The following is a 13597-nucleotide window of genomic DNA, read 5'->3' on the forward strand; positions in this document are numbered from 1 at the left end:
ACCCGGCCTAGGCCGGGTTTTTCTTTGCCTGCGAAAAAGCGCGGCTCAGGCGGAGTGGGCCAGCAGCGCCTGCTGCGCGGCGGCGGCCACGTCGCCGATTATCAGAATCGCCGGGCTTTTCAGCGCAAAACGCTGGGCGTCCTCCAGCAGGTCGGTCAATCGACTGCGGTATTCGCGCTGGGCGGGCAGGGAGGCGTTCTCGATCATCGCCACCGGCATGTCCGCGGCCATGCCGCCAGTGAGCAGCCCATCGCGGATTTCCGATAGCTTCGCCACGCCCATGTACACCACCAGGGTGGTGCCGCCTTCTGCCAGGCCGCGCCAGTTCAGAGGGCTGTCGTCCTGGGTATGGGCGGTCACCAGGGTGACGCCCCGGCTGACGCCGCGCAGGGTCACGGAGATGCCGCACTGGGTGGCGGCCGCAAGGCCTGCGGTGATGCCGTTGACCAGTTCGCAGTCGACACCGCGGGCCATCAGCCATTCGGCTTCCTCGCCGCCACGCCCGAAAATGCACGGGTCGCCGCCTTTCAGGCGCGCCACGCGGCGGCCCTGGCGGGCGTAGCGCAGCATCAAGCGGTGAATGAAGTCCTGCGGTGTGGAGCGGCAGCCGCCGCGCTTGCCGACGGCAATGACCCGGGCAGATGGGCAGTGCTCCAGCACGGCGGGATTGACCAGATCATCGATCAGCACCACGTCTGCCTGCGCCATCGCTCGCACGGCCTTCAAGGTCAGCAATTCCGGATCGCCGGGGCCGGCGCCGATCAGCCAGACTTTTCCACTCATGTCGTTCTCCTCAGGCTGCCGTCTACGCGGCGTGCTCAGGCCGTGACGGCCAGCGATTGCCGGGCCAGCAGGCGCTTGATTTCCGGTACGCAGGAGCCGCAGGCGGTCCCGCACTGGAGTTGACCCTTGAGGCCGTCGAGGTCGAGGCCCTTGTCGATGCCCGCCTGGATGCGGCTCTGGCTGACGTTCAGGCAGTTGCACAATGTCTTGTCGGCTGGTGCCCCGGCCTCGCCTGGGGCGGCGCTGAGCGGGGCCAGTAGCCAGCGGCGCAGGTCCTGATCGGCGCGGCCTTTCTGCCACAGTTCGCGCAGCCAGGCGCGGGCGGCGGTTTCGCCGGCCAGGCGCAGCGAGACGATGCGCGAGTGTTCGATGCGGACGCGCTTGCCGACCGTGCGGCGCGGGTCGTCATAGGCCATGACCGGGCCCTCTTCGAGGCCGAGCAGGGCGTCGATGCGGGCCAGCCACTCGGCACTCGGCGCTTCTGCGTGCGCGGCGCGGATCACCAGCGCCGGGCGTTCGCGGCCGGTGGGGCTGAAGCTGGCGTAGCGCAGTTCCTCGAACAATGGGCGCAGGGCGTCGAAGCGCTGCTGCACCTCGCCTTCCACCAGGGCGAAGAACTGCCAGGGCAGCTCCACGCGGCTGACCTCCACGGTGGCGTGTTTCAGTTCGGGTTGATGCGACAGCGGGTCCACGGCCGGCAGGGTGAGGACATTGACGCCCAGCCCCTTGAGGAAGCGATCACCCCAGTGCATCGGCAGGAAGGCCTGGCCGGGACGCAGGCGGTCGTCGGCCTGCACCGGCAGCACCAGTTCGCCGCGGCGGCTGCGCAGGCGCACCAACTGGCCGTCGCTGATGCGCCGGCGGCGCAATTCGTCCGGGTGCAGGCCGAGTACGGCTTCTGCCACGTGGCCAAACAGTTGCGGCGCGGTGCCGGTACGGGTCATGCCGTGCCATTGATCGCGCAGGCGGCCGGTGTTGAGGATCAGCGGGTAGCGCGCGTCGCGCTTTTCCTTGGGGGTGCGGTAGGGCTCAGCGATCAGCCGGGCCCGCCCCGTCGCGGTGGGGAAGTGTCCGTCGCTGTACAGGCGCGCGGTGCCGCGCGCCGCGCCGGCGGCGAAGGGCCATTGCTGCGGGCCGCGCGCGTCCAGCAGCGCATAGTCGATGCCGGAGAGGTCGAGGTCACGCTCGCGGGTCAGTCGCTTGTACTCGTCGAACAGGGCGGCCGGCGAGTGGAAATCGAACAGGCTGGGTAGGCCGGGACGCAGACGCCGTTCCAGGCGGCGGGCGAAATCGCAGACGATGTCCCAGTCCGCCCGCGCCTCGCCGATCGCCGGGATGGCCGGACGGACGTGGCTGATGCGGCGCTCGGAGTTGGTCACCGTGCCTTCCTTCTCGCCCCAGCTGGCGGCTGGCAGCAGCAGGTCGGCGTACTGGCAGGTCTCGCTGGAGGTGAAGGCCTCCTGGACGATGACGAAGGGGCACGCAGCCAGGGCTTCGCGCACGCGGGTCTGGTCCGGCAGGGATTGGGCCGGGTTGGTGCAGGCGATCCACAGGGCCTTGATGCGCCCGTCGCGCACCGCATCGAACAGTTCGATGGCGCTCAGGCCGGGATTCTCCGGCAGCCGTTCGACGCCCCAGTACGTGGCGACCTCCGCACGGTGCTCGGCGTTGCCGGCCTCGCGGTGGCCGGGCAGCAGGTTGGACAAGCTGCCGGTCTCGCGGCCGCCCATGGCGTTGGGCTGGCCGGTAAGGGAGAAGGGGCCGGCGCCGGGGCGGCCGATCTTCCCGGTAGCCAGGTGCAGGTTGATCAGCGCGCTGTTCTTCGCACTGCCGGCGCTGGACTGGTTCAGGCCCATGCACCAGAGCGAGAGGAAGGCAGGCGCCTGGCCGATCCACTGGGCCGCGCGCTGCAGATCATCCACGGCGATGCCGCAGATCTCCGCCACGGCCAGCGGGCCGTAGTCGCGCACCAGGGCTTTGAGTTCATCCAGGCCCTCGGTGTGAGCATCGATGAAGGCACGGTCGATCCAGCCTTCCCAGAGCAGGATATGCAGGATGCCGTGGAACAGCGCGACGTCGGTGCCGGGCAGGATCGCCAGGTGCAGGTCGGCCGCCTCGGCGGTGTCGGTGACGCGCGGGTCGATGACGATCAGCTTTATCTCCGGGCGCCGCGCGCGGGCGTCTTCCAGGCGGCGGAACAGCACGGGGTGCGCGTAGGCCATGTTGCTGCCGGCGATCATCACGCAATCGGCCAGCTCGATGTCCTCGTAGCTGCAGGGCGGGGCGTCGGCGCCCAGGCTGCGCTTGTAGCCGACCACCGCCGAAGACATGCACAGGCGCGAGTTGCTGTCGATGTTGTGGGTGCCGACCAGGGCGCGGGCCAGCTTGTTGAAGGCGTAGTAGTCCTCGGTCAGCAGTTGGCCGGAGACATAGAACGCCACGCTGTCCGGGCCGTGCTCGCGGAGGGTCTCGGCGAAGACGCCGGCGGCGTGCTCCAGCGCGGTGTCCCAGTCGGTGCGGGTGCGCGGCAGGCCTTTGCCCAGGCGCAGCTCCGGAAACTGTGCGCGGGCGGCTGCATCGCCGGTGAGGTGCAGGGTCGCACCCTTGCTGCACAGGCGGCCGAAGTTGGCGGGGTGCTGCGGGTCCCCCTGTACGCCGAGGATGCGCTCGTCGTCGTGCTCGATCAGGACGCCGCAGCCGACGCCGCAGTAGCAACAGGTGGATGCGGTGGTGCGAATGTTCGGGTTCATGGCGCAGGCCTCGCTGGCTGACTCAGGCGCAATCGGCGACCGGGGTGCGCAGGGCAAGCAGCACACGGCCAGCCTCGACCTTCGCCTCGTGGCGGTGGGCGCAGCCCTGGTCGGGCGCGACGGCTTCGCCGCTCTCCAGCTCGATCTGCCAGTTGTGCAGCGGGCAGGCCACGCGCTTGCCGTAGATCAGGCCCTGGGACAGCGGGCCGCCCTTGTGCGGGCAGCGGTCGTCGAGGGCGAAGACCTGGTCATCGGAAGTGCGGAAGATCGCGATGTCGCCCTGGGGCCCGGCGATGACGCGCGAGCCCAGTGGGTTGATGTCGTCCAGGGCGCAGATGTCGAACCAGTTCATGGGGTGTCTCCGGCAATCGGGTGGGAAGGCCCCGAAGGCGGGGCCCGGCGGACAGTCAGGCGGTTTCCAGCTGCTTGAGCGGTATCCGTTCGAACTCCTTCTTCAGCGGCTGCTGGGCGATGCGCTCCTGCCACGGGTCCTGTTCCAGCGACAGCGAGAACTGCAGGCGCGCGTTCAGTGCCTGGCGGTTGTCCGCATCTTCCAGCACGGCCTTTTTGATGTGCTCCATGCCGACCCGTTGCAGGTAGTGCACGGTGCGCTCGAGGTAGAAGGCTTCTTCGCGGTAGAGCTGGAGGAAGGCGCCGCTGTACTCGCGTACCTCGTCAGCGGTCTTGAGCTTGACGAAGAACTCCGCGACCTCGGTCTTGATCCCGCCGTTGCCGCCGATGTACAGCTCCCAGCCCGAGTCCACGCCGATGATGCCGATGTCCTTGATGCCGGCCTCGGCGCAGTTGCGTGGGCAGCCGGAGACCGCCAGCTTGACCTTGTGCGGCGACCACATGTTGAACAGGTCGTGCTCCAGGTCGATGCCCAGCTGCGTCGAGTTCTGCGTGCCGAAGCGGCAGAACTCGCTGCCCACGCAGGTCTTCACGGTACGGATGGACTTGCCGTAGGCGTGGCCGGAGGGCATGTTCAGTTCCTTCCAGATCGCCGGAAGGTCGTCCTTCCTGATCCCCAGCAGGTCGATGCGCTGGCCGCCGGTGACTTTCACCATGGGCACCTGGTACTTGTCCGCCACGTCGGCGATGCGCCGCAGCTCGGCGGCGTTGGTGACGCCGCCCCACATGCGCGGCACCACGGAGTAGGTGCCGTCCTTCTGAATGTTGGCGTGGGCGCGTTCGTTGATCAGGCGCGACTGCGGGTCGTCCTTGGCCTCGCCCGGCCAGGTGGAGATCAGGTAGTAGTTCAGCGCCGGGCGGCAGGTGGCGCAGCCGTCCGGGGTGCGCCAGTCCATGAAGCGCATCGCGGAGCTCAGCGAAATCAGGTGATGTTCGCGAATCGCCTGGCGCACCTGGCCGTGGTTGAGGTCGCTGCAGCCGCAGATGGCCTTCTCGCTCTTGGGCTTAACGTCCGCCGCGCCGCCGACGGTGCTGATGAGGATCTGCTCGACCAGGCCTGCGCAGGAGCCGCAGGAACTGGCGGCCTTGGTGTGCTTCTTCACCTCGTCCACGCTGAACAGGCCGTTCTCCTGGATCGCCTTGACGATGGTGCCCTTGCACACGCCGTTGCAGCCGCAGACTTCCGCGCTGTCGGGCATGCCGGCCGCGCTGCTCTGGCCCTGGTGGCCGACGTCGCCAAGGCTGCTCTCGCCGAACATCAGGTGGTCGCGGATCTGGGCGACGTTGTGGTTCTCGCGGATCTGCCGGAAGTACCAGCCGCCGTCGGCGGCGTCGCCGTAGAGGCAGGCGCCGACCAGTACGTCATCCTTGATCACCAGCTTCTTGTACACGCCGCCGATGGGGTCGGAGAGGGTGATGGTCTCGGTGCCTTCGCCGCCCATGAATTCGCCGGCGGAGAACAGGTCGATGCCGGTGACCTTGAGCTTGGTGGAGGTGACCGAGCCCTGGTAGCGGGCGAAGCCGAGCATCGCCAGGTGGTTGGCGCAGACCTTGGCCTGCTCGAACAGCGGCGCCACCAGGCCATAGGCGATGCCGCGGTGGCTGGCGCATTCGCCCAGGGCGTAGATGCGCGGGTCATAGGTCTGCAGGGTGTCGTTGACCAGGATGCCGCGGTTGCAGGGCAGGCCGGTTTTCTCCGCGAGCTCCGTGTTGGGACGGATGCCGGCGGCCATTACCACCAGGTCGGCAGCAATCACCTCGCTGTCCTTGAAGCGCACAGCGCAGACTCGGCCGCTGCCGTCGTCGATCAGTTCCTCGGTGTGGGTGTTCAGGCGGAAGTGGATGCCGCGCGACTCCAGCGCGCCCTGCAGCAGCTTGCCGGCGGTGCGGTCGAGCTGACGCTCCAGCAGCCAGTCGGAGAGGTGCACCACAGTGACGTCCATGCCGCGCTGCTTCAGGCCGTTGGCGGCTTCCAGGCCGAGCAGGCCGCCGCCGATGACCACCGCATGGCTGTGAGTGCCGGCGGTGTCGATCATGGTCTGGGTGTCGGCGATGTCACGGTAGCCGATCACGCCCTGCAGGCGGCTGCCGGGCACCGGCAGGATGAAGGGATTGGAGCCGGTGGCGATCAGCAGGCGGTCGTACTCGGCTTCGCTGCCGTCTTCGGCGTAGACCTTGCGGCGATGGCGGTCGATACGGGTGACCTTGCGGTTGAGCAGCAGGCGGATGCCGTTCTCGCTGTACCAGTTGAGGTCGTTGAGAACGATGTCCTCGAAAGCCTGCTCGCCGGCCAGGACCGGGGAGAGCAGGATGCGGTTGTAGTTGGGGTGCGGTTCGGCGCCGAAGACGGTGATGTCGTAGAGGTCGGGCGCGATCTTCAGCAGTTCTTCCAGGGTGCGCACACCGGCCATGCCGTTGCCGATGAGGACGAGCTTGAGCTTTTTCATGTCAGGGCTCCGCGTCACGGAAAAATCACGGAAAACAAAAAAGGCGTCCCGCCGGTTACCCAGCGAGGACGCCTTTGTCCAAGTCCCGTTCGATCGGGAAGTGCGAGCCTCTTCGTTGAGGGACGCGCTTTTGTAGATTGTTGAATCAGATATTGCAGGGGTTGTGCCAACTTGTTCGGGGCCTGGTTTTCGGGGCCTTCAGCCGTCCCGCGCGGCGTATCGGCGCTTTTGCTGCACTGCGCTGAGGCGTGCCGAACCGAACTGGTGCAGCGTCAGCCGTGGTGCAGCAGCCAGAGCAGGAGCCCGAGGTTGATTGCTAGCGAGGTCAGCGCGACGCCGCGCCAGACCCGCAGCGGCTCGCGCTCCAGCAGTGGCCGTGGGCGAGCCGGTGCCTGTCGTTCGCCTTGCTCCAGAGCGAGCAGGCACTGCTCCGCGGTTTCGAAGCGCTCCTGCGGCTGGACGGCGATGAGCTTCGCCAGCCAGTCGTCGAGCCAGGCCGGCACGTCCGGACGGTAGCGGCTGGCCGGGGTGGGTGTGCCGAAACGCGGATGCTGGAAGACTTCGATCTCGCCATAGGGGTAATGGCTACAGAGCACGCGGTAGAGCGCGACGCCGGCGGCGTAGAGATCCTGGCGGGCGTCCGGCGCCGCGCCCTGGAAGCACTCCGGGGCGAGGTAGCTCGGCGTGCCGGGCAGGTCGTGCGGATTATCCTGCGAAAGTCCAGGGCAATAGGCCAGGCCGAAGTCCAGCAGGCGCAGTTCGCCGTCGTCGGCCCAGTGTAGGTTCTCCGGCTTGATGTCGCGGTGCAGGATGTTGCGCCGGTGCAACTGGCCCAGGCCGCGAAGCAGGCGCTGGGCAAGGTCCAGCCAGTCGGTCAGGTTCGGCGGGCCGCTGAGTTTCAGATGCTCGCCCAGCGTCTTCCCTGCATATTCGCGCATGACGTAGTAGAGGTGCTGGCGCTGCGGCAGGCTGTGCAGTTCGGGGAAGTAACGCCCCTGCACGCGACGCAGGAACCACTCTTCCAGGAGCAATGCCTGGGCGGCTTCGGGCGAGTCGCGCAGCGCGGGTGGCAGGGTCTTGAGCAACCACGGGCGGTTCTGCCGGTCGCGCACGCGGTAGATCAGCGATTGGCGTGACTGCGCGAGCTTGCCTTCGACCTGCCACCCTTCGAAGTCCTGGTCGTTACGCAGGTCGGGTGGGACGGGCCAGTGGTCGAGCTGGGCAAGGGCATCGCCCAGGCTGGCCGGCGGCAGCTCGTCCACGCGCAGCAGCAGGGCGCTGGCGTTGTCCTGACTGCCGGCCAGGTGGGCGGCGCCAACCAGTGCGTCGACGCAGGCCTGCAGGGATTGTGCATCCTCCAGCAGGCGCTGGATGGCATTGTCACCCAGGGTCGCCCAGATGCCGTCGCTGACCAGCAGGAAGTGCTGCCCAGCTTCCAGCTCGCCATCGCGGTAGTCCACTACCAGGTGCTGATCGAGGCCCAGTGCGCGCTTGAGCACGTGCTGCATGCCGGGCTGCTCCCATACATGGTCCTGGGTCAGGCAGTCCAGTTGCCCGGCGTGCCAGCGGTACAGGCGGCAGTCGCCGACGTGGGCGAGGGTGAAGCGCCGCCCGCGCAGGACCAGCGCGGTGAGGGTGGTGAGCAGCGGCTGGCCGCCCCCGTTGGCCTGCAGCCAGCGGTTCTGCGAGATCAGCAGGCGGTCGAGGGCCTGGGCGACAGACCAGGTCTCGGGGGTGGCGTAATAATCCGCGGCCAGCGCCTGGAGACTCAAGCGCGCCGCCAGGCCGCCGTCGGCGCAATGGCTGACGCCGTCGGCGATGGCGAACAGGTGCCCCTTGCTGGCGGCTACCCGGCGGGCGGGGTGACCACCCGCAAGGCATCCTGGTTCTCCTCGCGCGGGCCGGTGGCGCTGGCTTGGGCGAAGGATAACTGCAAGATCATCGCCACCACCTGTAGGAGCGAGCTCGCTCGCGAACGGATTTCCCGACAGCTACGACTGGATGCGGTTCGCGAGCAAGCTCGCTCCTACAAAAGCGCATGGTCAGACCCGCGCGGCGGTAACAGCCGCGCTGCCCCAGGTGGTACGCCAGCGGGCTTTGACCGCGTGCAGGCCGAACCAGGCGAGCACGCCGAGGCTGGCGAACAGCCAGAGGCCGAGCTGGTAGTCGCCGGTGGCCTGCTTGATCGCGCCCAGGCCCGCCGTCAGGCAGAATCCACCGATGCCGCCGGCCATGCCGATCAGGCCGGTCATCACCCCGATGGTCTGGCGGAAGCGCTGCGGCACCAGCTGGAACACCGCACCGTTCCCCGCGCCAAGGCTGAGCATCGCGACCACGAAGAGGCTCAGCGCCGCCACCGCATTGGGCAAATGGAAGCCTACTGCGGCGATGCAGATCGCAGCGACCGTGTACATCACCAACAGGCTGCGGATGCCGCCGATGCGGTCGGCCAGGGCACCGCCCAGCGGACGCATCAGGCTGCCGGCGAAGACGCAGGCAGCGGTGTAGTAGCCGGCTTGCACCGGGTCGAGGCCGTACTGGTCGTGGAAATAGCCGGGCAGGGTGCTGGCCAGGCCGAGGAAGCCGCCGAAGGTCACGCTGTAGAAGAACATGAACCACCAGCTGTCGCGGTCGCCCAGGGCCTTCAGGTAGTCGGCCAGGGACTTGGCCGGCGGCCGCCCAGGGGCATTGCGGGCGAGCAGGGCGAAGACTATCAAGGTGGCCAGCAGCGGGATCAGTGCGAAGCCGAAGACGTTCTGCCAGCCGAAGGCAGCGGCGATGGCCGGAGCGAACAGCGCGGTGAGCACGGTGCCCGAGTTGCCGGCGCCGGCGATGCCCATGGCCTTGCCCTGGTGCTGCGGCGGGTACCACTGCGACGCCAGCGGCAGCGCCACGGCGAAGGAGGCGCCTGCCATGCCCAGCAACACGCCGAGGATGATCGCCTGTTCCAGGCTATGGATGCCCAGTTGCCAGGCGCCGAACAGTGCGCCGATGACGATCACCTGGCCGAGAATGCCGGCGGCCTTGGGTGACCAGCGATCGGCCAGCAGGCCCATGAGGAAGCGCAGGATGGCGCCGGAGAGGATCGGCGTTGCGACCATCAGCGCGCGCTGTTGGGTGGTCAGCTGCAGGTCGGTGGCGATCTGCACTGCCAGGGGGCCGAGGACGTACCAGACCATGAAGCTCAGGTCGAAGTACAGGAAGGCGGCGAACAGGGTCGGCGCATGGCCGGCTTTCCAGAAACTCGTGTTCATCGAACACCTCATCAGCAACGGTTGAGAGCCCCGGTCGTGGCCACAGGATGCCGCCGGGAAGTCCTGAGCCCCTGCGCCGGGGCAAACGAAAAAGGCGTCGCTCCACCCACCGCACTGCGCGGGTGTGGATGCGACGCCTTTGTCGAAGTCGGGTAATCGCCGTTGATTACCATCGCCTTGTGCACAGCAAGGCGCGGGCCAGGATGGAAAATCCCAGTCGGATCAAGAGGATGAGGGGAAGGCGAGGATCAGGGGTGATCCATCGAAGGGCGCGCCGTGGGGCGGCGTGCCCCGTGCTGGAGCGTCAGGCGACCCAGTTGACGTTGGGGAAGGTGTCGCGGAAGGCCGCGGGGATCGGCACGACCTTGCCGGCCTTGTAATCGAAGAACACGAAGCCCGACTTGGCCATGGCCACGAGGGTGCCGTCGGCGGGGCGGGTGATACGGAAGATGATGTCGCCGCCGTACTTGTTGAAGTCCATCACGCCAACCTCGAATAGCAACTGGTCGCGGGCGTGGGCTTCGGCGCGGTAGGTGGTGGCCAGGTCGGTGACGATGATGCCGGTCTCGCGGATGCCGTAGTCGAACAGGAAGCGTGCGCGGGCCTCGGAGATCATGGAGATCATCGAGTCGTTGCCCAGGTGGTTGGCCCCGTTGATGTCGGTGACGCGGACGGTGAGCTTGGTTTGGTAAATGAACAGTTCTTCGGGGAATTCCAGTTTCAGGCGGGCCATGGCGGTCTCGGTGGCAAGGCGACGGGGCGTGCGGATGTGTCGCGCATTCTACGCGCAGTCCACTCGCCCCGCGCCTCATCAGGCCGGTGAATGGCGAATCAGCGGTGCGCCGAGTTCAGGTGGAAGATGGTCACCCGCGCGCCCTCGCTGCTGTCGCCGTAGTTGTCGTTGATGTAGGCGCCAGCCTTGAAATAGAGCAACTGCTTGGACCAGGCGCTGCTGAGGATCTTGCGGTAGTAGTTGGCGCGGCCGTCGGAGGTTTCCACGCGGATCGCCAGGTTGCCCACTGAGGTGACGCGCAGGCTGTAGTTGAAGGTCTGGTCCAGGGCGATGTTGTCGATCAGCGGGACGTTGACGCTGGCGCGGTCGTCGGGGTGGTTGCGCACCAGCGCTTCCAGACGCCCGCTCTCCAGGGTCGGCAGGTAGTGGTATTGCAGCTTGACCAGGGGTTCGCCGTCGCCGGTGTAGGGCGAGCGGCTGTGGATCTGGCCGATGATGATCTTGTTCTTCGACGGTACCTGCTGGACGCTCATGGTCACGCGCAGTTCGTTGTCGCCCTGGTTGTAGTACCAGTTGGAGACGTCGCCGGCGGGTGTGGTTTCGCGCAGCTCGCTGCGCGGGTAGACGCTGTCGGAGGTATGCGAACCGGTGACGGGGACCCAGAACACCACCTGGCTGCCGCTGGGCTGGAAATAGTGGCTCTGGTAGCCCCGGGCGATCTGCTCGGTGGTGACTTCGGTGGGGCGGGGGTCGGTGGGAACGCTGAGGTTCCAGGTGGTGAGGTCGATCATGGGCTTGCCCTTGCTGGGCCGCGAAGGCGGCGAGGTCGGGTGGCGCCGAGGTGCCTAGCCGGCGGCGGCCACTGCGATGCGTCATCGAAGCCAGTCGATGGCGCTCCGGGGCCCGGCCAGATGGCCGGGCGGCCGCAGCATAGGGCCTTGCCAGCGAAGCGGGGGCCACCTGTACCGCTGGCGAAATGATCGCGCCTTGCCGTCGCTGGCAGATGGCCGGCCCCGCAGGCGCCGGGTCAGTGACCGAGCATTTCGTGCATGGCGATGATCTGCTCGGCCACCTGCACCAGCTTCTGCTGGCGGCCCATGGCCTGGCGGCGCATCAGGGTGTAGGCCTCTTCCTCGGCGCAGCCCTTCATCTTCATCAGCAGACCCTTGGCCAATTCGATGCGCTTGCGCTCGGCCAGTTGCTGCTCGCGGGCCTGCAATTGGGCACGCAAGGCCTGGTCGCTCTCGAAGCGGGCCATGGCGACGTCGAGTATCGGTTGCAGGCGTTCAGCCTGGATGCCCTCGACGATGTAGGCGCTGACGCCGGAGCGGATAGCCTGGCGCATCACCTGCGGGTCGTGCTCGTCGGTGAACATGACGATGGGGCGCGGCTGGTCGCGGCTGACCAGTACCACCTGTTCCATCACGTCGCGGCCGGGGGATTCCGTGTCGATGAGGATCACGTCCGGGTGCAGGGCCTGGACCCGTTGCGCCAGATCGACCAAGAGGCCCGATTCGTCGATCACCTCGAAGCCGCATTCCACCAGGGCGGCCTTGAGGCGCCCGACCTTTTTCGCGGTGTCGTTGATCAGCAGGACGCGCAGCATGTTCAATCTCGCTCCGCCAGGGCATGCAGCGCGAAGCTGCGGGCATAGCCTGCCGGGTCGCTGCCATCCCAGCGGCGGCCGTCGATCAGGGTCGAAGCGCGCATCTCGGTAGTCGGCACGCTGACGCCCACGGCGCTGGCGGCTTCGCGATACAGGTCGAGTTGCTGGACCCGGCGGGCGATGGCGAGGTAGTCGACGTCCTCGCGCAGCAGACCCCAGCGGCGGAACTGGGTCATGAACCACAGCCCGTCGGAGAGCCAGGGGTGGTTGGCCTGGCCGTCGTTGAAGAAGCGCAACGGGTGGCCGTCCTGCCAGGCATTGCCCAGGCCGTCCTGGTAACGGCCGAGCATGCGCGGCTCGATGCTGGCGAGCGGGGCGTCGACATAGTCTTCGCTGCTGATCAGTTGGGCAGCGCTGCGCCGGTTGTCGTCGCTGGCCTCGATGAAGCGGCTGGCGTCGAGGAGGCTCATCACCAGGGCGCGGGCGGTGTTGGGGTACTGCTCGACGAAGGAGCGGGTGGTGCCCAGGACTTTTTCCGGGTGGTCCGGCCAGATCTGCTGGCTGGTGGCGAGGGTGAAGCCCATGCCTTCCTCCACGGCCAGCGCGCCCCAGGGACCGCCCGCGCAGAAGCCGTCGATGCGCCCGGCCTTCAGGTGCGCGACCATCTGCGCCGGTGGCACCACCAGGCTGCGCACGTCCTGCAGCGGGTGAATGCCGTGGCTGGCCAGCCAGTAGTACAGCCACATGGCATGGGTGCCGGTGGGGAAGGTGTGAGCGAGGGTCAGCGGTGCACCGTGCTGGCGCACGTGGCGTTGCAATGCCCCGGCAGTGGTCACGCCGTCGCGCATCAGCGGGGCCGAGAGGTTGATCGACTGGCCGTTCTGGCACAGGCCCATGAGCACGGCCATGTCGGTCGCCGGGGCGCCGCCCAGGCCCAGCTGCATGCCATAGATGAGCCCGTAGAGGCCTTGTGCGGCGTCCAGTTCGCCACTGAGCAGGCGGTCCCGCAGCCCGGCCCAGGAACTCTGCCGCTGCAGGTTGAGGGTCAGCCCGTAAGGCTGGCCAAAGCCTTGGGTGGCAGCCACCACCAGCGATGCCGAATCGGTGAGGGCCATGAAGCCCAGGTTGAGCGCGGTCTTCTCCGGCGCATCGGAGCCAGCCACCCAGGCCAGGTTGTCCGAACGACCGTTGCTGTTGTCGATCATGTCCACCTCTGAACGCACTCCCAACGCACCTTCAATGCAAAAAAATGGCGCCGCACCACCTGCCGCTGAAGGGAGGTAGTCGCGACGCCGTTGTCGGGGGCGATCCGCCGTTGGATCGCAGGTATCAGAAGCGCAGCAAGGGCTGTGCCAGCAGGAGCGCGGAAAAAAGAAGCCCCGCCATGGAGGGCGGGGCGCAGAGGAAGGGAGCGCACCTCTGGAGGGTTCCACAAGGGCACCTGAGCACGGATATCGGCAGGAGCCTGTCGTCCACCTTAGACCTCGAGGGCCGGGACGCAACCGGTCAATAAGTATTAGGCCCATCGTGAGGGGCGGGCGCAGGCGCTCTAGGGCGGGCCCTGGAAAAGAAAAAGCCCCGCACTCAGGCGGGGCTTTTCATCACGCGGGGAT

9 protein-coding genes and 1 pseudogene are annotated in these 13597 nt (G+C 67.5%); all 10 read right to left on the reverse strand.

From position 1 onward, the window contains the following. Positions 1-45: 45 nt before the first annotated feature. The 10 genes and pseudogenes from cobA to ACNFIA_RS20590 all read right to left on the reverse strand — a co-directional run bounded on the left by cobA (position 46) and on the right by ACNFIA_RS20590 (position 13189). A complete protein-coding gene (gene cobA, locus ACNFIA_RS20545; RefSeq protein WP_416788190.1) occupies positions 46-783 on the reverse strand; it encodes a uroporphyrinogen-III C-methyltransferase in 738 nt (245 codons plus the stop codon). Between the two features lie 35 nt (positions 784-818). After that, complete coding sequence (locus ACNFIA_RS20550; protein ID WP_416788192.1) at positions 819-3533, reverse strand: molybdopterin-dependent oxidoreductase; 2715 nt, start codon at positions 3531-3533, stop codon at positions 819-821. A 22-nt stretch (positions 3534-3555) separates the two neighbouring features. Next, positions 3556-3885 carry a nitrite reductase small subunit NirD gene (nirD, locus tag ACNFIA_RS20555; protein WP_416788194.1) on the reverse strand — a complete coding sequence of 110 codons (330 nt, stop codon included), beginning with the start codon at positions 3883-3885 and terminating at the stop codon, positions 3556-3558. A gap of 55 nt (positions 3886-3940) precedes the next feature. Next, positions 3941-6391, reverse strand: coding sequence for a nitrite reductase large subunit NirB (gene nirB, locus ACNFIA_RS20560; RefSeq protein WP_416788197.1), 2451 nt, complete (start codon positions 6389-6391; stop codon positions 3941-3943). A 272-nt stretch (positions 6392-6663) separates the two neighbouring features. Further along, positions 6664-8333: pseudogene (locus ACNFIA_RS20565) on the reverse strand (protein kinase domain-containing protein). Positions 8334-8433: 100 nt separating this feature from the next. After that, on the reverse strand, positions 8434-9645 hold the full coding sequence (locus ACNFIA_RS20570; RefSeq protein WP_416788200.1) for a nitrate/nitrite transporter: 1212 nt from the start codon (positions 9643-9645) through the stop codon (positions 8434-8436). A 304-nt stretch (positions 9646-9949) separates the two neighbouring features. Next, on the reverse strand, positions 9950-10378 hold the full coding sequence (locus ACNFIA_RS20575; RefSeq protein WP_416788202.1) for a thioesterase family protein: 429 nt from the start codon (positions 10376-10378) through the stop codon (positions 9950-9952). 98 nt (positions 10379-10476) lie between these two features. Then, a complete protein-coding gene (locus tag ACNFIA_RS20580; RefSeq protein ID WP_259754178.1) occupies positions 10477-11169 on the reverse strand; it encodes a polysaccharide lyase family 7 protein in 693 nt (230 codons plus the stop codon). A 236-nt stretch (positions 11170-11405) separates the two neighbouring features. Beyond that, the gene (locus tag ACNFIA_RS20585; RefSeq protein ID WP_416788205.1) at positions 11406-11984 is read right to left on the reverse strand and encodes an ANTAR domain-containing response regulator; all 579 of its coding nucleotides are present in this window, start codon (positions 11982-11984) and stop codon (positions 11406-11408) included. A 2-nt stretch (positions 11985-11986) separates the two neighbouring features. Next, complete coding sequence (locus tag ACNFIA_RS20590) at positions 11987-13189, reverse strand: CmpA/NrtA family ABC transporter substrate-binding protein (protein WP_416788207.1); 1203 nt, start codon at positions 13187-13189, stop codon at positions 11987-11989. Positions 13190-13597 lie beyond the last annotated feature (408 nt).

Origin of the sequence: Pseudomonas sp. NY15437, from assembly GCF_048068435.1 — a bacterium.
GTDB classification, from domain to species: Bacteria; Pseudomonadota; Gammaproteobacteria; order Pseudomonadales; family Pseudomonadaceae; genus Pseudomonas; species Pseudomonas nitroreducens_B.

Coding starts and splice junctions, on each gene's coding strand:
- nirB (WP_416788197.1), bottom strand. CDS start 6,391: ATGAAAAAGCTCAAGCTCGTCCTCATCGGCAACGGCATGGCCGGTGTG.
- ACNFIA_RS20585 (WP_416788205.1), bottom strand. CDS start 11,984: ATGCTGCGCGTCCTGCTGATCAACGACACCGCGAAAAAGGTCGGGCGC.
- ACNFIA_RS20575 (WP_416788202.1), bottom strand. CDS start 10,378: ATGGCCCGCCTGAAACTGGAATTCCCCGAAGAACTGTTCATTTACCAA.
- nirD (WP_416788194.1), bottom strand. CDS start 3,885: ATGAACTGGTTCGACATCTGCGCCCTGGACGACATCAACCCACTGGGC.
- cobA (WP_416788190.1), bottom strand. CDS start 783: ATGAGTGGAAAAGTCTGGCTGATCGGCGCCGGCCCCGGCGATCCGGAA.
- ACNFIA_RS20580 (WP_259754178.1), bottom strand. CDS start 11,169: ATGATCGACCTCACCACCTGGAACCTCAGCGTTCCCACCGACCCCCGC.
- ACNFIA_RS20570 (WP_416788200.1), bottom strand. CDS start 9,645: ATGAACACGAGTTTCTGGAAAGCCGGCCATGCGCCGACCCTGTTCGCC.
- ACNFIA_RS20550 (WP_416788192.1), bottom strand. CDS start 3,533: ATGAACCCGAACATTCGCACCACCGCATCCACCTGTTGCTACTGCGGC.
- ACNFIA_RS20590 (WP_416788207.1), bottom strand. CDS start 13,189: ATGATCGACAACAGCAACGGTCGTTCGGACAACCTGGCCTGGGTGGCT.